The organism is Streptomyces ochraceiscleroticus (assembly GCF_000720485.1).
GTDB classification, from domain to species: domain Bacteria; phylum Actinomycetota; class Actinomycetes; order Streptomycetales; family Streptomycetaceae; genus Streptomyces; species Streptomyces ochraceiscleroticus.
Window position 1 is genome coordinate 1 of the sequence record NZ_JOAX01000028.1, and the last position, 21,069, is coordinate 21,069.

A 21,069-nucleotide genomic window follows, 5' to 3' on the forward strand; every position below is an offset into this window, starting at 1 on the left:
GTCTACTCCGCAGACACGACGCGCCGGCGCTACGCGCCGGATGATCGTCGACGCTCCGCGCCGACGATACCGGCCCGCCGGGCCGGAAGCTCAGTTCGCTCCGCGATCCGAGCAAAAAACGGAGTCGCTCCGCGACTCCGTCAGCACCTACAAGGGGGCCGCTCGGCTCGAAACTCCGCTTTCGCGCTTCAGTTCGATTTGGGGCGACTGGTACGAGGCAAGCCCAGACTTAGCTAACGCATCGTCAGTTTCTTTTGGTGTTGCATGCATTGTTGGAGCTATGCGTTGCAATCGCTCCCTAAGTTTGTTGCTAGCGTTCGGTGGCTCATGCTGGCTTTCATGCTCTTCGTGGTTCAGTGATGCATTGTTGCGGACTCCTCGCTTCGGTGGCTGTGGGGGAAAAGTTTCATAGACTGAGCCAGCATTACCAAGTGGCTTTCCTGTCACCTGTGTTGAGTGGTTTTCCCGATAGCTTTTGCTCCCTGTCAGGGAAGAGGTTTCTGGCGTGCTGAGACATTCTGCATGCTACGGAACGGCGGCCATGAGCAGCTTGGTCGAGGAGCTTCTCATGGCCGCCGTGTGAGTGGGGGTCGCACTGTGCGCGGGAAGAAGTGTGTTGTTGCAAAGTGGATTTGAGGGCTTCAGTTGGGAACCGTGTTCGTGATGTGTGTCTCTGCATCTGTCGTTGTAGGTGCGGAGTGTCAGGTTGTTTCCGTCTGTTCTGGCGGTGTGCCTGAGGAGATGAGAAGGGCCTGCGTCAGGCTGCGTAGCTGGGAAAGTGATCGTCGAGCGTTGAGAAGAGTGAGGAATGTGTTGAGGGGCCAGGAGACGAGTGTGCCGGTGCGGGCGTGGTACCAGCCAGCCTCATTGATGCGGTAGTTGTCCTTGTAGTCGAGTAGCAGGTAGCCGACCAGTTGGTAGACGGTGACGGCGGGGAGGGCGTCGGGGTCTTTGGTGGCTTTGACGTCGATGAGTAGATCTTTTGCGATCCAGTCTGCGTCTGCGCCGTCGGCGTCGGTGCTTCCGGTGAAGGTGGGGGCTAGGACAATGTCGGTGGGTTGGGTGCGGCGCCGGACTTCGGCGAGTCCGGTGTCCGCGCGGGTGGTGAGCAGCGCAAGGTCGGTGGCTGCATTGTCGGGGACTGCGTTGAGTAGTTTCTGGAGGGTGAGGCTGTTGGGGTTGTGGGCCAGGGGTGTGCTGGGCCATAGGCGTCCGCTGCGGTAGACCTCTTCGAAGAGGGCGGCGGCGTAGCAGAGTCGGGCCAGGTGGTCTTCGGTTTGTTGGGTGCGGTGGACGGGGCGGGTGCGGTCGTCAAGCTGCTGGATGGTGGCTTGGTGCTGGAGTTCGTCCAGGAGGGCCGTGCCGGTGTTGTACAGAGTGGGCGAGTACCTGCCGGCGAGTTGAATTCCGTAGCCGACGGAGCGATTGCGTAGGACGGTGGCCTGTAGGGACAGGCGTATGCGGTGGTCGATGGCTGCGCCGATGGTGTGCCAGGGGGGCCGGGTGCCATCGGTTTGTTGCGGCAGGATGACGGGGGCGGTAGGGCGGGCTTGGCGGTAGGCGGCGCGTAGGGCGGAGACGTTGGGGAGTTCGTCGGTGAGGAATTTGCGTAGGGGTGAGTGTTTGTCTGCGAGGTGGGATGACAGGCTCATTGCGGTTCTCGTTATCGCAGGGGGGCGGAGTGCTTGGGGTTCGGTAGTGATTGCCTGCGGCGGTGCGCTGGGCTGTGGGGTGGTTTTCAGGGCTAGGGTGAGGTCGAAGCTGGCGGGGCGGAGTGGGTTGTGTAGTTTTGGCCGGCTCGGTGTCGTAGCAGGTCTGGGTGTGGTCGCGTAGGGTTCGGGGTTGCCCGTAGCGGTGTAGTCGTGCGTCGCGCGGACGGTGCCCACGGCGTGGACGGCGGAGCTTTGCGGCGTGGTGAGGTGAGTCTGGTGTTGGTGGAGCGGCTTTCGTTGGTGGGGCTCGGTAGGTCCGCGGCTGGTGATGAGGCGGTGGACTGGGCTGCCGGGAATCTTCGTTTCATAGGTGGTCGTGCGCTCTGGCGTCTTTGATTCGAAAGAAGAAGAGACTGGTGAGGAAGCAAACCGTGGTTGGGTCGTCGGTTGTGGTGAATACTCGGGAGGTTTTCAGGGGGTGGTGGCCTGGGGGTGTGCTCAGTGGTCGGGAAGCTGAGGTGGCTGGGAGGTAGCGTCTGAATCCGGGGTTGAGCGGTCCTACTGGTTCGCGGCTTTGCGCGGCGTGAGTGGATGCAGTCCTGGTGGTCGTGGGGCCTGTTTTGGGTACTGGGGTACTGAAAGCTCGTCGCAGTGATTCGGTCCGAGCGTGGCGCAGGATGTGGAATATTCGAAATGTTCTTGCCGTGCAGGACACGGCGGCGAGTCTGTCCGGTGATCCTTGGGGTATGACGTCAGCCAGCCTCGCCTCGTCCTTGGTCCTACCGCGGTGGCCGCACTGCGGCCACGGCATCACCGCCGACGATCCGGTTGGTTGCCGGGGCATCCAGGTCCCCGGTCAGTCCGCGTGTCTGGCCCATCTGCCCGTGGATGACCGGGCCTCCTATCTGGCTGGGCTGGCCCCCGGTGCTGACATCGACCACCGCGGCACCGCCTTCTCTGAGGCGCTGCTCAATGAGCTCCTGGATGTCTTGCGCGACCCCGGCAGTGGACAGCCGCGCATCGGGTCCGCCGAGTTCAGCTACGCGCTGTTCACCGGTCCGGCCGGGTTCGGCAAGGCCGAATTCTGTACGGACGCCTGGTTTCTCGGGGCGGTTTTCGAGTCCCGTGCCTGGTTCGCTGAGACCACGTTCGCCAGCAGGGCGATGTTCAGCGAAGCAGTCTTCAAGGGCCCGGTCTGGTTCGACGGTACGTCCTTTAACGGGAGGACATTCTTCGCCAGAACGACCTTTGCCGAGGAAGCATGGTTCGCTGAGACGACCTTCCGTGATCTGGCCTGGCTGGATGGGATGTCCTTCCGTGAGGACGTCCTGTTCGACTCGGCGGTGTTCGAGGCAGAGACGCAGCTCGGTCCCCTGGTCACCCCGCAGGCTGTGGTCTTGACCCGGGCCGTCTTCGCGACGCCGGTGATCATTGAAGCGGCTGCGGCCCGAGTGGTGTGTCGGCAGACTCGGTGGGCTTCCGCGGCGACGATGCGTTTGCGCTATGCCACGGTGGACTTAGAGGACGCGGCAACGGAGAGCCCGCTGAAGATCTCTTCCCGCGCGGATGCGTTCGTCGGCCATCAACGCGCGGGCGTGGTGGATGAGTCGGCGTTGGCCGGCCGGGATCCGGGGGTGCGCATAGCCACGTTGAGTGGTCTTGATGCCTCCCATCTCGTTCTCACTGATGTGGATCTGAGCAGTCTGCCGGTTCGGGGGGACGGTGCATCTGGACCAGCTCCGGGTGGATGGCTGGTGCACTTTCGCCGGTGTGCCCCGGTCGCGCGGCCGCCTGCGGCGGCACAGTGCGCGGCGCACGCTGGTGGAGGAGCACCATTGGCGGGCCCGGGTCGGCCGCTCCCCCGGCCGGGGCTGGACTCCTTCGTCGGAAGATACCGCTCCCTTGAGGCCGCCGGCGCTAGCCGCGCTGTATCGGCAGCTGCGCAAGTCCTTGGAGGACGGCAAGAACGAGCCGGGGGCGGCCGACTTCTACTACGGCGAGTGCGAGATGCGCCGCCATGACAAGGACGGCACCTCCCTGGCTGAACGCGCTCTGCTGACCGCCTACTGGGCACTGTCGGGCTACGGTCTGCGCGCTCTGCGCGCGCTGGGGTGGCTGCTCGGGGCCCTCACCGTCACCATCGCGGCGCTGATGCTGTGGGGGCTGCCCGCCGAGACTCCGAAACCGCAGTTCATCGGTCACTGGGCCGGACCCGACCTCGCCCTGGTCGACGACGCTGCCACCCCGGTCAATCCGAGCGGACCATGGCGCGAGCGTCTGTCGACCGAGCGGTTCGAGAAGTCCCTACGCGTGGTGATCAACTCGGTGGTGTTCCGCTCCTCCGGCCAGGACCTCACCACCACCGGCACCTACATCGAGATGGCCTCCCGCCTCACCGAGCCGGTTCTGCTGGGCTTGGCCGTCCTCGCTGTGCGCAGCCGGGTCAAACGCTGATCGCCGCCCTTGCAGTAGTGGTCACCAAGGTAGGTCGCCTTCGATCAGGAGCCCCTCTTCGACAAGCCCTGACGGGCCGTCGTTTGTGATCGAGAAGTTCGAGTTCCTGCGGGGCGGTGCCTGGCACGTCCGCCTTTTCACGGGCCTGGTGACGTTCCTGGTGGGGCATTCGAAGTCGGGGAAGTCGACCGCCATCGAAGCTCTGCTGTATCCCTTGAGCTGACGAAGGCGACGCTTATGCCAGAAGTGCGCGGCTGCCAGCAGGTCCGTTTGGTCTTCCGGGTCGCAGGCACCGCTGGCAGGCCACCCGCAGCGGATCGGATGCGCGGACGCGGGTGGAGCTGAAGAACCTCGATGACTGCAGCGGGCCGGGGCGCTCGTTTCCGGTCTACCCGGGCAGGGCCGGAGAGACCACGGCAGGAACCTTCATCCAGGAGTTGCTCGGAGTGCCGACTGCGTCCCGGGGAACGGCGCGGGTGGGACTGGATGAGCTCTACAGCACCGTGGTGGCACTGCGGCAGAACACCATCGCCTCGGAGTTCCTCGGCGGCGCCAAGGACCCGACGCCCTGACGCTGGAGGGGTCGTCCTAGGTCTGTGGAACGAGGACCTGGTGCCTGGAGAAGAACGCCTCCGAGGCCGAGTCCCGTCACCGGGCTGTTCGTTCTGCCCTGACCCAGTTCAAGAAGTTGCGCAACACCGGCGCGCTGGTCAACCCGGACAGCGTTCGCGCCGAGCACGAGCACAAGCAGCGCGAGCACCAGGCGGCGGAGCGCTGACTGCGGGTGTCGGAGGGCCTGAGGAACACGGTCGGCTGGTCGCGTTGCACAAGGCCGCCGGCCAGCAGTGGAAAAAGACGGCCCGGCAGGCGGAAGCCGACGAAAGCAAGCTGAGCAACGTCACTGCCGAGCACGCACGGGCGGAAGGAGCGCTTACCGCCCTGCTACAGCCCGCGCCGGAAGACTGCACCCGATGCGGGCAAGAGCTTCCTGCGCGGGAGGCATGCCTATGCCGACAGTGCGGACAGCCGCACAGCGGTGGCGAGGACCGAGCGAGCGACAGATCGCTGCGGCCCGGCCCGGGCGAAGGTGGAGCGACTGCGGCTGAAGATGCACAAAGGCTCCAGCCACGGCATGGACCCACGCTTGCCTGAGCGGCCAGAGGGCCCCTGCCGTGACTAAGGGTGTGCCTCTCCGCGGTGGAGAGGAAGTCGACGCCACATCTCCACAGGCCGGGGAGCTACAAGAAGACCACGTCCAGGAGGACGATGTGCGTGTCGGTCGAGAAAGGCCCGGCCTGTCATGGTGAGATCGGTGGGGGCGTTGGTGTTCAGGTAGGCGGCCAGCACCCCAGCCAGCTCCGGCCCTTCACCAACGTCGCGCTTTGACTGCCGTATGGCACTCACCGTCCAGAGGTCGGAACGGTGAGTGCGAAAGGTGGAGGAGAACTCCGGCTTAACCCTCCATGTTGTGAAACTCTGCGGTCGATCCGCTGGCGCCCATGTGGTCGCAGCATTGGTTCGGTGGCCAGGGTGTTGGGGACCGGTCAGGTGGGGAGCGGATCGCCGTCAGCGGGGGTATTGTCGGCGGCCGTGTTCAGGGTCCTCAGGGTGGCTGCCACCTCGTGTACGGCTGGAGGGCGCAAGAATGAGTAGTGGTCGCCCGGCACGCGGACCGAGCGGATGAGGCTCGGGAGAACGCGAGCCCACTGGGCAGCGTTGTGGGTAGAGTTCCTGGCGCCGATGACGGCCGTGGCCACGTCCACCGGGGGCGGTACATTACCGGCGATCAGCCGCAGGTGCGCCTTGTATACCTGGAACCGGCGCTCGATGTCGGCGACGGCCTCGGCGCTGTTAGCTCCGGACGCCAGCCGGTCGGCCAGCCACCGCAGCTGTTCGGCCGCGGTGGACGACTCCGGATCGGGGGCGCGTCCTGCGTCCGGGCCAAGCGTGTGGGCGGCATCGGCGACGTAGAGGGCGGCAAGCTCGGCGTCGGTGTGGGTGACCTCCTCGTGGACGCTGAACGGGGTGTCCAACAGCGTCACGAACGCAACCTGTTCATCGAGCTCTTGCAGCCATTGCGCGATGTGCAGGGCTATCAGTCCGCCCAGTGACCATCCCGCCAGCCGGTAGGGACCATGCGGCTGTATGGTGCGGATCTCTTCGACGTAGCGGGAGACCATGGCTGTGAGCGAGACGGCTGGGCTTGTGTTCGGTCGCAGTCCTGCGGCCTCGATGCCCCACACCTGGTAGGTGTCCTTGAGCTCGTGGGCCAGCGGCGCGTAGGCGTAGACGGTGCCACTAACGGGGTGGATCATGTACAGCGGTGTGCTGGCCGGTCCGTCGGACAGTTGGATCAGGGATCCTCCGTTGGGAGCGGAGTGTGCCGGGCCCGTCTTCACCGGTGGGGGGACCACGGTGGGCTCGGTGGGCTCGTCGAGCAGGGCCTCGTCCAGCGGGACGTCGTCGAGGCTGTGCCGGTCGCGCAGTACCGCGGCAAGCCGCGCCACAGTCGGTGCCAGGAAGATCGTGGTGACGTCGGTGTCGACCGCCAGGTCCTTGCGCAAGCTGGTGATCAGTTGCATGGCCTGGAGGGAGTTGCCGCCGAGGTCGAAGAAACTGTCGTCGACACCGACTTGCTCCAGATTCAGCAGCGTGCCGAACGTGGTCGCCAGCACCGCCTCGACGATGGTGCGTGGCGCCGCGTAAGCCGCTCGGTTGTCCGCGGTCTGCGGTGCGGGCAGCCTGCCCCGGTCGATTTTCCCGTTGGTGGTCAGCGGGAAGACATCCAGCGTCAGCACATACTGCGGCACCATGAAACCCGGCAGCCGGTCCGTCATATGCACTCGCAGGTCAGCGGGCGTCGGTGGGGTGCGGTCCGGGTCCAATGCAGCGTAGGCGACCAACTGCTGCTGCCCAGCCGGGTCCTCGTGGACCACGACCGCCGCTTGCCGCACGTCCGGGTGCTGCGCCAGCACCGCCTCGATCTCCCCCAGTTCCACCCGCAGGCCACGGATCTTCACCTGGTCGTCCAGTCGGCCGAGGAACTGGATGTTGCCGTCGGCCATCCGGCGGGCCAGGTCACCGGTCTTGTACAAACGGGTACCGGGCACGTTGCAGAACGGATTGGGGACGAATTTCTCCGCTGTCAGCTCCGGCCGGTTCAGGTAGCCGCGGGCCACCCCCGCGCCGCCGATGTGCAGCTCGCCCGCGACGCCGACCGGCATCGGCTCCAGCCAGCTGTCGAGCACGTATGCAGTGTAGTTCGGCAGCGGGCGGCCGATCGGTGGCGCGTCGGTTCCGCTGTCGGTGCACTCAAACATGGTGGCGCCGACGGTGGTCTCGGTGGGGCCGTAGCCGTTGATGAACCGCAGGCCCGGTCGCGCCCACTTGCGTACCAGCGCGGCAGAGAGCACCTCACCGCCAGCGATGACCACGCGCAGGTTGGGGAACGGCTCGTCGGCCAGCAGGTTCAATACGGCCGGCGGCAGGCACATGAAGGTGATGCGCTCGTCGCGGATCAGACGGGCGAGCCGCGGCGGGGACAGCAGCGTCTCACTACGCCCCAGGACCAGTGTCGCGCCGGACAGCAGCGCGCCAAACATGTCCAGCACAGACACATCGAAGTTCAGCGACGCAAATTGCAGCACCCGGTCGTCCGGTTTCAGCGGCCAGTGCTTGATCTCGCCGGTGGCGAAATTGACGACCTGGCGGTGCTCGACGACCACGCCTTTGGGCCGTCCCGTTGAACCGGAGGTATAGATCACGTAGGCGGCGTCGGCCGGATCGCTCGGGTAGCCGGGGTTGCTGCTGTCCAGCGTGGGCAGGTGTCCGCAATCCCGGTCGAGCGAGACGATGTGCTCGGCTGCGGCGGGCACCGAAGCGTGGCTCTGCTCGTCGGCGACCACGATCGACAGGTGCGCATCCTGCAACATGAACGCAAGCCGGTCGGGTGGGTACTCGGGGTCGAGCGAGACGTAGGCACTGCCGGCCTTGAGGATCCCCAGCAGCGCCACAACGCGGTCCACCGAGCGTTGCATGCACACGCCGACAACGACCTCCGGACCGGCCCCGAGCCCGCGCAGGCACCGCGCGACCTGGTTCGCTCGCGCATTGAGCTGCGCGTAGGTCAGTCCCTGGCCAGCGAGTTCCACGGCCATGTCCTCCGGCGTCGCCTCGACCTGCTCCTCGAACCGCTCGTGCAGGCACCGCGACGGATACGCTGCGGCGGTCTGGTTCCACTCGGCGATCTCCCGCGAGCGCTCAGCCGCGGACGACAGAGGCAGCCGGGACAGCGACCGCTTCGGATCCGCGAGAACCCCCTCCAGCAGGGTCTGGAAATGACCGAGCAGCCGGCGCACGGTGGCGCCGTCGAACAGCGCCGAGGCGTAGGACGCGCGGATACTCAGCCCATCGGCGTGTTCCACCGCGGACAGCAGTAGGTCGAACTTGGCCGAGGCACTCTCCAGTTCCTCCTGCCGCACGGTCAGGCCCGCAACTTGCAGCTCGCTGTCGTAGTCGTCGGCCAGGTTGAAGCCGACCTGGAAGACCGGGTGCCGGCTCGGGTCGCGGTGGACGCGCAGCGCGTCGACCAGCTGGGCAAACGGCAGGTCCTGGTGAGCGTATGCGTCCACAATCGTGGTGCGCACCCGCTCCAGCAACTCAAGGAAGGTCGGATCGCCGGACAGGTCGGAGCGGACCGCCAGCGTGTTGACCAGATAGCCGATGAGCGGTGTGAGTTCGGCGTGGCCGCGGTTGGCGCTGACTGTGCCCACCACTATGTCGTCCTGGCCGGTGAGACGGTGCAGCAGCACCTGGAACGCGGTCAGCAGCGTGACGAACAGCGTCATTCCCTCACTGCGGCCAATCGCCTTGATGCCTTCCAGCAGTGCGATGTCCAACGTGACCGTCTCCACGCCGCCGTCATACGTCTGCACGGCCGGACGCGGCCGGTCGGTGAGCAGGTGCAGGCTGGGTGCCCCGGCCAACTTCTCCTGCCAGTAGCCGACCAGGGCGTCCAGCACCGGGCCCTGCAGCCGCTGCTGCTCCCACAGTGCGTAGTCGGCGAATTGGACGGGCAGCTCAGGCAGGCCGGGCGTGCGGCCGGTCATGGCCGCCTCGTACAACGCGAGGAGTTCCTTGGTGAGCACTCCGAAGGACCAGCCGTCGAAGACAGTGTGGTGCACGACCACCAGCAGAGCGTGGCGGTCCTCGGCTACGCGTACCAGGGTGGTCCGAAATAGCGGCCCCGTATCGAGTACGAAGGGCCGCCCGGCCTCCTCGGCCGACAGCCGGCGCAGCGCGGCCTCGCGCTCGTGCGGGGGCAGCCCGGTCAGGTCACGCAGGGCCGGGGCCCGGCGCGTGGGAGGGTCGATTATCTGGGACGGTCGGCCGTCCACGGCCACCAGCCGGGTGCGCAGCACCTCATGCCGCTCGACGAGCGCGTCGACGGCCCGGCCCAGAGCGTCGGTATCGAGCGGGCCGGTGAGCCACAGCGCGCCGGCGATGTTGTAGGTCGGCAGTCCGGGAGCGAGCTGATCGATGAACCACAGTTGCTGCTGGCCGTATGACAGGGGGATGCGCTCGATCCCGTCCGGTCGCCGGGTGATGGCCGGGGCGTCCGCCCGGCCCTTGCGCAGGTGTGCGACGAGTGACGTGCGCTGAGAATCAGAGAGCATTGTCGGTGTTCCCATCCTTCGGTTCGTTTCGTACGGAATTGCCGTCCGGCCACGGGCCTTCGGGCATGGTGGTCAGTGCGAAAACCGGGGAGAACGCCAGCCAGGCAATCGGCAGAGCGAGTCCGGCGACACCGATCACGAGCCCGGCGCGCAGGCCGAATACGGTGCTGAGGCCGCCGCCGAGCAGCGCGCCGAGCGGGATGGTGCCGAACAGCAGCAGGCGGAAGCCGGCGTTCATCCGGCCCAGCACGCCGCGCGGTGTGACGGTCTGGCGCAAGGTGAGCGCGTTGACGTTGAACATCGCCAGCGTCAGACCATGGATGCCTAGACCGGCGGCGAGTACCACCAACGACACGGGCCGGGGCCCGCCGGGAATCAGCAGCAGGACCGGCGCGGTGCAGGCGACGAGCGTGGTCAGGCGCAGCGTGCGGCCTAGTCCGGCGAGCCGAGTGACACGGGGTGCGAGCGCCGCACCGAGCAGCGCGCCGACCGCGCCCGCACTGATGACGAAGCCGAGCTGGGACGCGGTCAGCCCCATCTGCCGGACCGCGTAGACCGCGAACAATGTGGTGACGACGTTTTCGAACAGGTTGAACGTGGCGGACTGGGTGGCAAGGTTGCGCAGGATGCGATTGCCGAACACCGCGCGCAGGCCCTCACCGATGGAAGCAGGCACCGAGGTCCGTCGGGCCGGCGTCTGGGGCTCGGGCTCACGTGTTCGAATAAGGACCAAGGTGACGGCCGCGAACAGGTACGAGGCGACGGTGACGGACAGCGTGACCGGCGCTGTGAGAACGCCTACGAGCAGCCCGGCCAGCCCAGGCCCCCCAATACCCGCGATCGAGTAGCTGATCTGTATCTTGCTGTTCGCCTCGGTGAGGTGGCGCCGGTCGACCAGGCCGGGTAGGTAGGACAGCGAGCCCACATCGAACAGGACGGTCAGCACGCCGAAGAGCAGAGCGACCACATAGAGCAGCTCCATCGACAGCAGCCCGGCTGTCGCGGCCAGCGGCACGACAGCGATAAGCGCCGCCCGCCCAAGGTTGCTGGAAATCAGCGCCGACTTGCGCCGATGCCGATCGAACCACACGCCCGCGAACAGCGACAGCATGACGTAGGGCGTGAACCGCGCGACGGTGATCAGTCCGATCTGGAACGCGCTTGCCCGCAGTGTCACCACGGCGACGAGCATCATGGCGAGCTCGCTGACCTGTGCGCCGATCAGGGACACCGTCTCCCCGCTCCAGAACTTCACGAAGTCCCGGTTGTACAGCACTCCGTCGCTTCCGCCGCGCGGCAACCCGCCGCGGTCTGTGGTGGCTGTCGCGTCACGCATGACTCGGCTTCTCCTGTGCGGTCGGCACGCCGCCGGTGGCAATGGCGCCAGCGAGCTCGTGCAGTCCGAAGGCGTCGTGTAGCGCCTGCGCCGCGCGGTCCACGTCGGTCGCGGGCACGTGGCAGGACACCCGGTTCGGCGTGCACGCGACTAGGTGGACGGTGATGCCGCTGCGTTCGAGCGCGGACAGCGCAGTGGTGATGGTCCCCGGCTGATTGCCGCCCGTCATGCTGACGACGCTCACGCTGCCCAGCTCGTCACGCACGGCGACACCGGCGTCCATTGCGCCGAGCGCGGCGACCAGCCGCACAGGCGTGGTGCCCGGAGCGGTGAACTGCACCTCGCCCTCACAGCAGATGATCGAGCCGATCGCCATGTCTCGCCGTGCCAGGGCCGCGGAAACCGCGGCCGAAGACACGCCGGTGACGGTGTAGAGCGGGTCGTGGTGCAGGTGTGCCACCCCGCAGACGCGGGCCTCCTCCAGCATCGGTTTTCCTCTGTGCACCCTCGTGCCGGCATCGCAGGTGAAGCTGGACCGCACGTGGATGTCGATGTCATGCGCCGCGGCGAGCTCGACAGCACGGGTCTGCAGCACCCTGGCCCCGGCGTCGGCAAGCTGGAGCATCTCGTAGTGGCTCAAGGAGTCCAGCTTCTGCGCGCCGGGCACCACCCTCGGGTCGGCAGTGAACACCCCCGGCACGTCGGTGAAGATGTCGCACTCGCGCAGGCCGAGGGCCGAGGCTAAGGCAACCGCCGAGGCATCGGAGCCGCCGCGGCCCAGCGTGGTGATGTCACCGTTGGCCGACACCCCCTGGAAACCGGTCACCAGGACGATCATGTCCTGCTCCAGGGCTTCGACGACACGCTCGGGACTGACCCGCTGAAGGCGGGCGTTGCCGTGCGAGTCATCGGTGTATATGCCCGCCTGAGGGCCTGTCAGCGACACCGCCCGCTCGCCGAGCTCGTGGATCGCGATCGCGGCGAGCGCGCACGACGTAGACTCGCCCACTGCCAGCAGGGCATCGAGCTCTCGTGGGTGGGGCTTGGGCGACACCTTGTGGGCAAGACTGACCAGGTCGTCGGTAGCCCCTCCCTTCGCAGAGAGCACGGCCACGACCTGCAGCCCCTGTCGCCGGGCAGCGATGAGCCGCGTGGCAACCGCGCGCAGCCGGTCCGCGTCACCGATAGAGGTACCGCCGAACTTCCACACGACCCGCCGTCCACGCCCGGCCTCGGAGCCGGTTGCGACCGGGAGATGGCCCACCGGGAACGGTGCTGGCTGGACCGAGCCGGAGGGAATCCTGGTGTCCGGTACGGCAGTCACTGCTCCCACCTGCCTTTCTGTGCTGCGGGATGGGATGTCTTTGCGAGTGCGGTGGAATAGACGAGCTCGATCCAGTTGGCGAAGAACATGCGACTGTGGCTGCGCCATCGGCAGACCGGGCGGTCCAGGTCCACGTTGGCCGGTGGCTGTACGTCGGCCAGGCCCATCGCGATATCCCGGCGGTACTCGTGCACCAGCCGGGAGGCGCCGTACTCCGGATGACCGATGTGCATGAGGACACGGTGATCGCATGACTCAGCGATCACCGTGCCCACTGGCGACGGCGCACGACCGAGCACGCGTACGCGGCCGGCCGCGACCGCCGCATCCACGGTGGACTCGTCGAATCCCGCGAATCGGCTGTGCGCCGTCCAGAAGCGGTCGTCGAGTCCCTTGCCGATCGCGTGGGGGGCAACCAGGAGATCGGTCTCGTACACCCCGGAGACTTTCTGGGGGAGCACCTGGTGGGACAGCCCGAGGACGACGTAGCCCACTGCCAGCGCCCCCCAGCACAGCCCAAGGACGGGAATTCCGCGCAGCACCGCGTGCCGCACGGTATTTGCCACCTCTCCCATGAACCGGACCTGGTCGAAGGGAAGATGTTCCACCGCGGCCCCGGTGACCACGAGCGCGTCGAGCTCACCCGCGTCCCGGAGCAGCACGTAGCGGTTGTCGATCCTGGCCCAGTCATCGTTGGCGTAGCGGCGTCCGGGCGTCTTGATCCACACGGGTTCGAATGGCTTTGCCGCCCCGAACTGCGGCAGAAGCATTCCTTCGAACTCTTCAGCGCAGGGCATCAGGTTCATGACGCCCACGCGCGGCGGCCGCTCCAACCCGGGCGGCCGGGCATGCGCCCGGCTCACTGCGGTGGTCACCGCTCCCTCTCCCCGTCCAGCTCTTCCTCGACCGACCGCAGACCGTCAGCGACAATGGCGAGCGCGGCGTCGGCAGTGCGCCGGGGCAGGTTCAGCGGCGGCAACATGCGCACCACGCAATCCTCACGCCCACCCGTTTCCAGGATCAGCCCGCGGCGCAGCACGGCGCGCTGCAGCCGGAGCGCCACCTCGGAGGAGGAGAACCCTCCGTGCCCACGCATCTCGATGCCGATCATCAGCCCGAGTCCGCGGACATCGCCGATCAGCGCCGAGGCCTCCTGCATAGCCCGCAGTTCGGTGACCAGACGCGCGCCCATGGTCTGGACGTTTGCCAGCAGGTTCTCGCGCTCCAGTACGTCGAGGAATACAACGCCGCTGGCAAAAGCCAGGTTGTTGCCGCGGAAAGTGCCGATATGAGCGCCAGGCCCCCACGTATCCAGTTTCTGGCGGTACATGATGACGGATACCGGCAGACCGAGCCCGGACAGGCCCTTTGACGCGACAATCACGTCGGGCTCGATACCGTACTGCTCGAACGCAAACCAGGTTCCGGTACGGCCGCACCCGGTCTGCACCTCGTCGATGATCAGCGGTATGTCGAGTGCTTTGGCCTCGGCCGCTATCGCACGGACGAACTCGGCCCGAGCTGGGATGACACCCCCTTCCCCCTGCACAAGCTCCATGACGATGCCCGCGGGCTTCGGCACCCCGCCGTGTGTGTCCCGCAGGGTATTCACCAGCAGCTGCGCGCACCTCGTTTCGCAGCTGTCCGGTGCCAGGCTCAGCGGGCACCGGTGACAATAGGAGAAGGGCGCGAAATGCACGCCCGGCAGGAGATTGTGCAGCCCTTCCTTGGGATGGTTCTCCGAAGTCAGCGACATGGCGCCCTGGGTGGAGCCGTGGTAGGAACCCTGAAACGCGATCACACCGCCGCGTCCGGTGGCCTTTTTGCACAGCTTGATCGCCGCTTCCACCCCGTCGCCGCCCGTGGGCCCACAGAAGTGGATCTTCATGTCGTCCCGCAAGTCGGCCGGGAGCATGCCGAGCTGCCTGCGCTTGAACTCCTCCCGGGCCGGGGTCGGGAAATCCAGACCGTGGGTGAGCCTGGTCAACTGGTTCCGCACGGCGGCGGTCAGCTCGGGATGGTTATGCCCGAGAGCGAGCACGCCCGCTCCGGACAGAAAATCGATGTAGACCCGGCCGTCCATGTCGGTGATACGGGAGCCGGAAGCCTCGGCGATCGCCACCGGCAGCTTGCGCGGGTAGGTGCGCGCGCTGGACTCGTTGTTTTCCTGACTGGCAAGCAGGGCTTGGCCCTTGGGGCCGGGCAGGGACAGATCCTGCTCAATGGGGCGGCCGGCCGCGTCCACCGTAGTCATTCGTGGTTCCTCCTCAGCGCGTGGTGAAGACATCGGAAGGTGCTTCGGCATTGACGTGCTCGGCGAGGCTGCGGCGCAGGCTCTGTACGATCGTCTGTGAGCGCAGGGCGAGCAGGCTGAACGAGCCCGCGTCGCCGAGACCGTGCGTGGTCTCGCACAGGCCGTTGATGTAGATCGGCGGCACACCGCGGGCGCTGGAGTCGGCCTCGACGCGGTAGTCGAACCCGACGGACAGGCCCGTCTGGTCGTCGACCCGCAGGATGCCGGCGAGGTCGGCGAGCAGCGGCGGCAGTTGTTCGTGCCGTTCGTGCACCCCCAGGTCGCGATAGCCGGTGGCTAGGATCACCCGGTCGGCGACGAGCAGGTCGTGTTCCCCGGTGATCCGTTCCGTCATTTCCAGGGTGATGCGCTCGTCGGCCAGGTCGGTGCGGTCGATCCGGCGGTTGGTGCGTATGCTCAGCCGGGTGCGTCCGTCGAGCTCGTCCTCATAGAGCCGCATGTAGAGAGCGTCGATGACGTCGCGGTCGGCGGAGGAATAGTTGGTCGGGCGCAGTTGGCTGCGCAGACGGTCCTTGCCCTTGGCTGAAGCCCGGTAGTAGTAGGAGGTGAATTCCGGGAAGTACACTTCCTCCGAGAACGGGCTGGTGTCCTTGAGTCGGTAGCCGTAACCCGACATCACATTCACGATGTTCGCTTGGGGCAGCCTTGCGATCAGGTCCAGCACCACCTCGGCGGAACTCTGACTGGAGCCGACCACAGCGATGGTCCCTGTGTAGTCGCTGCCCAGATCACCGACTCCCGGGATGTACTCCGACGTGTGCACGACGTGCGGAACGCCCAGATGCGCGAAGGTCGGCGGGATGTTGGGGGTGCGGCCGGGCGCAACAACAACTGCCCTGGCACGGAACGCGCTACCGTCGCTGGTCCGCGCCTCGATCACCTTGTGCCGGCCTCCCTCGCCGACCTCACGGATTCCGACGACCTCGCGGGCGTATTCGACATCAGCCGGTACATGCTCGGCAACCCACTGGACGTACTGGGCGTATTCCTTGCGCAGGGGAAAGGGGGCCGGCATGTTTAGATACCTGAACAGCCTGCCGTGCTCGTGCAAGTAGTTGATGAAGGTGTAGCGGCTACGAGGGTTGCGTGGTGTGACCAGGTCCCGTACGGGGTGGTTCTGGATATCTGCTCCGTCCAGCAGCATTGAAGGCTGCCAGCATGCATTCTTCGATTTCTCGAGAAACTTCACACGAGAACTGGGCCACAGCTCGTCAAGTGCAACCGCGAGCGCGATATTTGCTGGCCCGAATCCCACACCGAGCACATCCAACATGCGATATTTTCCTTTCTGACCGAGTGGGGTGAGCGGTGCCGGCCGATCTCATGCACAAGTCGGCCGGCACCGCTCACCCCACCATCGCCTTTTAGGAATTGCTGCGTTGTTCCTGCGGTGTCTCCGCACCGTCGACTGCTCCTGCCAGAGGGCGCGGGATCACGCTGCGGGAATCTGATTGCGATCTAGACTGCACGCTGCGATAGCAAGCGTCCGGGCACGCTCGCCGATCGACAGGAGGCCGATACGCACCTGATGGCGCGCCAACACATCAGCCGCCGACCCGTCATTGGCAGGTCAGCGGCTGATGTGGATAGAATTACTGTGGTTTCGCCTGCAGTTGAGTGATCCCCATATCGGGCACCCGACCGCTTGCCGTCACTTGTGGAAGGGTCGAACAAGACCCGGGCCGCTTGCGCGCGTGGAAACCAGGAGCGCAGGGACCTACCGGGTGGCGCACCGGGGTACTGCGAGGTGTAGCCAGGCGATTTTGGACACACTGGTACGCGGGAAAGCGTGACACATAGCAGGCGGCTCGTCCACTCCGACATGCCGTGACCTACGTCACATGCATGCATACGCAGAAATCGGCTGGCTTCACGGCGATACCTGCGTGGCGAGCGTCTGCCCAGTGGCATGCGGCCGCGCCGCGCCTGGATACGGAACGTCAGCCCAGCCCGTTGCGGCTGCCTGCACTGCGCTCGGTCTCGTTTGGCGGCTCGTCCACGATCGTCATCAGCTCGGCGAGGTCGTACATGGCGCGGGTGGGCGTGCCGTAACGCGTCACCTTCCCCCGCTTCGCCCATTGCCGAATCGTCGCTTCGGGAATTCCCAGAGCCTGGGCCGCCAGGCGGGTGGGCACCCGGCGCAGTCGCGGGGACACGGTCACGGGCTCACCCCCCAAGGCGTCGGCTGAGCTGCACCCACTCGTGCATCTGCCAGGTGTGCCCGGCAGCGCATTCCACAGGCCGACGGCGCTGCCCCTGCGCATACCCCAGAGCAATGGTGATGACTCCGCTGCACCCTGGTTCCACGCAGTTGCCCAGCCGGCGGGGTGCGGGCGGCAGTTCTTCGAGGACGTGCCGTGCAGCGCGGACCAGTTCGGTGATCTCCTTGGCCAGGTCTGCCGCTGCGGCATGGGCGCTGAGCCAGTCAAGGTGGGTCACCAGGAAACGGCTCAGCTCGCTGGCGGTCCTTGCGGGGCGGGCGTGCAGACCGCGCTCGTCAACGACCATGGCGGCCCAGGTAGCGAGCACGCCCAGAATGTTGTCGCGCACGGTCATGGCGGCGTCGTTCAATGCGATACCGATCCGTCGGCTGCCCGAGACACGGGGCGACAGATAGGCGGTGGAGTGCTCCGCCAGGCTGCGCGCGCACTCCTCGTACAGTCCTGGCAGCTCCCGCAGGCACTCCCTGAGGGCGCGGCGGCACGGCTGGCACATCTGGGTGCCGCCATCCCGCGGCTGCGGCCCCGGTGCCCCGGGGGTCCGCGGGGTACCGGGGCGGCGGCGTGCGGCTGCTGAACACCGGCATGTTTCCTTCACGAGCGGCACCTCAGAGACACGAGACACTGATACGTCAGGCATGGCAGAGCATCTCCAGAGGTCAGCCATGGTGGGACAGAGGGCGCCGTGCTCCCTGCCGGGGCAATGTCAATGGCCGGGGGTAGAGGGTGCGGACCTGGTCCAGAGCCCAGCGCATGCGGGCTACGGCAGTCTCCGGGCACTCGCCGTAGGCACCGGCAAGGGTGACAGCGCAGGCGTGAGTGGTTCCATGCAGGCGGATGGTCTGTGCAACGGCTGCAGCGATCTGAGGCCTTGTTGGCAAGGAACCTGTCGGCAGGTCGCTGCAGAACAACGCCTCCGCCCGGGCAGCTGTCAGCAGATCGGTCGGGTCGGTCATGGTGGATCCTGTCTTGTCTGGGGTCGGGTGTCGTACCGGTTCCAGGGCGTGCACAGGGAGGGAACACCGTGGAATGGGACGGCACCGCGTGATTCACCCCCGACTCGGCGATCCGCCTGAGGTGGTTCGGGGCGTAGCGTCAGTAAGGCATGGTGTTTGTTGTTCTGTGCTTGTAGAGACTGCGTGTACGGACGAGGCACAAGCACACGGTTCTGACTGACAATTGGTGTAACTGTCTTTTTCAGAGGCTTGGCCGCATTCCGGCAGTCCGCTGCGGTTTTGCGGTCGCGGCCACCGGCGATGGTGAGAGGAATGCCGGACTTGGTTGTCCCGGGTCTTGCCCGGACTTATGCTGACGCTAAGTGCACCGCGCCCTACCGCTCGGTTGGAGCGTCGGAGATGGTGGTAGCCGGGGAAGCGAACAACCTCCCCGTACCGCTGACGACTTTCGTCGGCCGTCGACGGGAAGCCTCTGAGGTGTGCGCCCGTTTGGAGCGGACCCGGTTGGTCACGCTGACCGGCGCTGGCGGGGCCGGCAAGAGCCGCCTCGCCCTCGAGGTGGCCGCGACCAGGAAGACCCGCCACCGGGACGGGGTATGGCTCGTCGAACTGGCGGGGCTGGCCGAGCCGCTTTTGGTTGCCCACACCGTCGCGGGGGTCCTCGATGTGCCGGAGCAGGCCGGGAGAGCGCTCCCGGCGGTCTTGACGGAGTCGCTCCACGAGGCCGACATGCTGCTCCTCCTGGACAGCTGCGAACATCTCCTGGAACCGGTCGCGCAGCTCGTACTTCCGCTCTTGGCGGCCTGTCGTCATCTCCGCGTGCTGACTACGAGCAGGGAGCGCCTCGGCATTCCGGGGGAAACCCTCTGGCCGGTCTCCGGGCTCGGCACTCCCCCAGAACGTATCGCCGAGGCCAGCGTCACGGATTTCGACGCGGTGCGCCTGTTCCTGGACCGGGCCGCGGCGGTCGATCCCGGCTTCCAGCTCACAGTGTCGAACGCTGCGGCGGTGGCCGAGATCTGCCGGAGGCTGGACGGACTGCCGCTGGCCATCGAGCTCGCCGCGGCCCGAATCAACGCCCTTGGGGCCGAGCAGATCAGGCGGCGGCTGGATGACCGCTTCCGCCTACTGGCGCTGGAAAGCCGAGATCCCCTACCTCACCATCGGACCTTGCACAGTGTGGTCGAGTGGAGCTATGACCTGCTCAGCGAGCCCGAGCAGGTGCTGTTCGAGCGGCTCGCGGTGTTCGCGGGCGCTTTCACGATGGAGGCCGCCGAGGCCGTGGCCACCGAACAGGACGGCACAGCGGACTTCGGGGATCTGCTTCTGAGGCTGGTCGACAAGTCACTGGTGACGGTCGCCTCGGTGAACGACTCACCACGCTACCGGCTGCTGGAGACCCTGCGAGCCTACGGACTTGAACGGCTGCGGTGGCAGGGAGGGGGCGAGGCACTGTCCGCGCAGCACGCCACGTATTTTCTGGATCTCGCCGAACAGGCATGGGAATGTTTACGAGGCCCGCAACAAGCAGTGTGGCTGGATCGCTTGGAGGCCGAGCACGACGATCTCAGGGCTGCACTTGAGTGGCTCCTGGCATCTTCCGACGTCGGTGGCGCAATGCGATTGGCTGGTGCTCTGGGGTCCTTCTGGGATGTGCACGGCCACTACACAGAAGGACGCGTCTGGCTGGAGCGGGCCCTGGATGCAGACTCCGGCGCCTCTGCCAGGGGGCGAGTGCGGGCACTGTATGGGCTGGGACTCCTCGCGTTGGGCCAAGGAGACGTCTACCGCGCGAGGCGAGCCTGCGTCGAGGCCGCACGCCTGGCGCAGCGGGACGGTGATCTGCAAGGACTGGCCCACTCCTTGCACTACCTCGGATTCGGCGCTCTTTTAGACGGGGACCTTGACGGTGCAGTGGGAATCCTGAGGGATTCGCTGGATGCGGCCGGGAAATCGGGGGATTCGTGGCTGGTGGGCTGGTCCTATATATTTTTGGCCACTGTGGAATCCGCCCGCGGCGCCTTCGCACAGGCCAGCAGCCACGGAAACACTGCGTTCAGGCTGCTTCGCGAAGTCGGTGAACCAAAGAGTGTCGCATGGGCCGCACTCCATCTTGGGGGCGCTGCTTGGGGCCTCGGTGATATCGAGGAAGCCCGTACCCGTACCGGTGAGGCACTGCGCCGTTTCCGGGTACTCAATGCGCGTTGGGGGTTGGCCGAGGTCTTCCAGGTCACCGGTCTGCTGGCCGGAGCCAGCAGACGCTGGGAGCAGGCTGCGGCCCTCTTGGGGACATCGGAGAAAGTCCGGAAGGAGTGTGGGGTTGCGTCGCTGTCTTTTCTCGAAGAATGGCGAGCAGCTGGTATCGCTGAAGGACGGGCGGCCGTCGGGCCCCAGCGCTTCGACATGGCATACGAGCACGGTCGGCGATGGTCACTCGAAGCAGCCGTGCTGGCCGCCTCGGAGGAGCTCGGTATCCCTCTGCCCGAATCACCTTCCTCCCCAGCCGTGGCCGATGCCGGCAAAGAGCCCGCACCGGCACCGGAGCAGGCCATGCTCCGGAAGGAAGGCGAGTACTGGGCCATCACCCGCGGCGGCCAAGCCTTCCATCTGAAGCACACGGTGGGGTTGAGCTATTTGGCCCGGCTGCTCAGAGAGCCGGAGCGGGAGTTCCTGGCCCTCGACCTGGTTACTGCCGACGCGGTGGGGCACCGCCGCGGCCCTGCGGCATCCCCTGTCGGCGTGGAGGACCGATTGCACCCCGGTCCGGGTGATGCCGGCCCGGTTCTGGACGCCCGGGCCAAGGCGGAATACCGCCGTCGGCTTCGGGAGCTTGCCGAAGAACTCGAAGAGGCCGAACAGTGGCACGACACCGGTCGGGCCGAGCGCGCCCGGACCGAGATTGATGCTGTGACCGATCAGCTCGTTGGCGCCGTCGGGCTCGGCGGTCGCGACCGCAAGGCCGCGTCCGACAGTGAGCGGGCTCGGCTGAACGTGACCAAGGCTTTGAAGTCGGCGGTGAAGCGGATCGCCGGGCAGGACCCGGTACTGGGGCGGCATCTGGAGCGCAGCGTACGGACAGGAACGTACTGCTGCTACGCCCCGGACCCCGTCACCCGGATCGCCTGGCGCTGGTAAAACC

13 protein-coding genes are annotated in these 21,069 nt (G+C 66.5%); 4 read left to right on the forward strand and 9 right to left on the reverse strand.

The annotated features are described in order from the left end of the window. Positions 1–701: 701 nt before the first annotated feature. Positions 702–1,652: a hypothetical protein gene (locus IG84_RS0129685; protein WP_031063703.1), complete on the reverse strand. Its 951-nt coding sequence runs from the start codon at positions 1,650–1,652 to the stop codon at positions 702–704. Between the two features lie 746 nt (positions 1,653–2,398). Between IG84_RS0129685 and IG84_RS38285 the strand changes: the two genes are divergently transcribed. From IG84_RS38285 to IG84_RS41290, 3 genes are all read left to right on the forward strand, one after another. Next, positions 2,399–3,673 (forward strand): pentapeptide repeat-containing protein, encoded by a 1,275-nt coding sequence (locus IG84_RS38285; protein WP_342668473.1) that lies wholly within the window; start codon positions 2,399–2,401, stop codon positions 3,671–3,673. After that, positions 3,603–4,106, forward strand: coding sequence for a hypothetical protein (locus IG84_RS42835; protein ID WP_342668474.1), 504 nt, complete (start codon positions 3,603–3,605; stop codon positions 4,104–4,106). Before IG84_RS38285 ends, IG84_RS42835 begins: the two co-directional genes overlap by 71 nt. Positions 4,107–4,191: 85 nt before the next feature. Next, positions 4,192–4,329, forward strand: a complete 138-nt coding sequence (locus IG84_RS41290; protein WP_157848957.1) for a hypothetical protein — start codon at positions 4,192–4,194, stop codon at positions 4,327–4,329. A 1,321-nt stretch (positions 4,330–5,650) separates the two neighbouring features. On the opposite strand, the gene IG84_RS0129710 is transcribed toward IG84_RS41290, so the two are convergent. From IG84_RS0129710 to IG84_RS0129745, 8 genes are all read right to left on the reverse strand, one after another. Then, on the reverse strand, positions 5,651–9,781 hold the full coding sequence (locus IG84_RS0129710; RefSeq protein ID WP_051862576.1) for a non-ribosomal peptide synthetase: 4,131 nt from the start codon (positions 9,779–9,781) through the stop codon (positions 5,651–5,653). Next, a complete protein-coding gene (locus IG84_RS0129715) occupies positions 9,771–11,117 on the reverse strand; it encodes an MFS transporter (protein WP_078649526.1) in 1,347 nt (448 codons plus the stop codon). Before IG84_RS0129715 ends, IG84_RS0129710 begins: the two co-directional genes overlap by 11 nt. Continuing rightward, positions 11,110–12,441, reverse strand: coding sequence for an aspartate kinase (locus IG84_RS0129720; RefSeq protein ID WP_157848958.1), 1,332 nt, complete (start codon positions 12,439–12,441; stop codon positions 11,110–11,112). The genes IG84_RS0129715 and IG84_RS0129720 overlap by 8 nt, the downstream gene beginning before the upstream one ends. After that, entirely contained in the window at positions 12,438–13,316 is an 879-nt protein-coding gene (locus tag IG84_RS0129725) for a homoserine O-acetyltransferase/O-succinyltransferase family protein (protein WP_157848959.1), read from the reverse strand. Before IG84_RS0129725 ends, IG84_RS0129720 begins: the two co-directional genes overlap by 4 nt. Continuing rightward, positions 13,313–14,695, reverse strand: a complete 1,383-nt coding sequence (locus IG84_RS0129730) for an aspartate aminotransferase family protein (RefSeq protein WP_031063719.1) — start codon at positions 14,693–14,695, stop codon at positions 13,313–13,315. The genes IG84_RS0129725 and IG84_RS0129730 overlap by 4 nt, the downstream gene beginning before the upstream one ends. A 13-nt stretch (positions 14,696–14,708) precedes the next feature. Then, positions 14,709–16,028 (reverse strand): lysine N(6)-hydroxylase/L-ornithine N(5)-oxygenase family protein, encoded by a 1,320-nt coding sequence (locus IG84_RS0129735; protein WP_063761866.1) that lies wholly within the window; start codon positions 16,026–16,028, stop codon positions 14,709–14,711. A 667-nt stretch (positions 16,029–16,695) separates the two neighbouring features. Continuing rightward, positions 16,696–16,917, reverse strand: coding sequence for a hypothetical protein (locus IG84_RS40140; protein WP_078649531.1), 222 nt, complete (start codon positions 16,915–16,917; stop codon positions 16,696–16,698). A gap of 4 nt (positions 16,918–16,921) precedes the next feature. Further along, positions 16,922–17,470, reverse strand: a complete 549-nt coding sequence (locus IG84_RS0129745; RefSeq protein ID WP_051862584.1) for a hypothetical protein — start codon at positions 17,468–17,470, stop codon at positions 16,922–16,924. 859 nt (positions 17,471–18,329) lie between these two features. Between IG84_RS0129745 and IG84_RS38290 the strand changes: the two genes are divergently transcribed. Further along, entirely contained in the window at positions 18,330–21,065 is a 2,736-nt protein-coding gene (locus IG84_RS38290; RefSeq protein ID WP_169749907.1) for an ATP-binding protein, read from the forward strand. Positions 21,066–21,069: the final 4 nt, after the last annotated feature.